Below are 525 nucleotides of genomic sequence, written 5' to 3'. Positions count from 1 at the left end.
GAGCAGGCTCGCTCCCACAGGGTTTCGAGCCTTTTTTTCCCGCAACAAGGACCTCTTCGTGACCGGACTGCGTGAACGTCAGAAAGCCGAACGCCGCCAAGCCATCAGCAAGGCGGCGGTGGCGTTGTTCGAGCGCCAGGGTTTCCAGAACACCACCATCGAGCAGATCGCCAGCCAGGCCGGGGTCTCGGCGCCGACGGTGTTCAAGTACTTCGGCAACAAGCAGGAAATCATCCTGGAAATCCTCCACGACGCCGACCAGCGCGCGCTCAAGGACACGCGCAGCCAGATCCCCGAGATGAACGACCCCGTCGAGGCGCTGTGCTACCTGGAGCGGTTGCTCACCGGTTATGCCTTGGAAGTGATGCACCCGAGCCTCTGGCGGGAGTTGCTGCCGCTGATCCTGTTCGGTGGCGGCAACGGTTTGCCCGAAGGCTATCGAGCGATGAACGATGCCCTCAGGGCCGAGATCAGTGGTTTGCTCAGGGAACTGCAGCAAGCCGGCAAGCTGCGCCCGGACCTGGA

General features: G+C 62.7%; 1 protein-coding gene. It reads left to right on the top strand.

What is annotated here, in order from left to right:
- Positions 1 to 58 precede the first annotated feature (58 nt).
- Positions 59 to 525, top strand: a 467-nt coding sequence (locus tag OC610_RS28680; protein WP_264433158.1) for a TetR/AcrR family transcriptional regulator, incomplete at its 3' end; no start/stop codon positions are given.

Origin of the sequence: Pseudomonas agronomica, assembly GCF_025917275.1 — a bacterium.
Taxonomy (GTDB): Bacteria; Pseudomonadota; Gammaproteobacteria; order Pseudomonadales; family Pseudomonadaceae; genus Aquipseudomonas; species Aquipseudomonas agronomica.
Note: the sequence above shows the minus strand (reverse complement) of the source record. Positions and strands in the feature narration are given on the sequence as shown.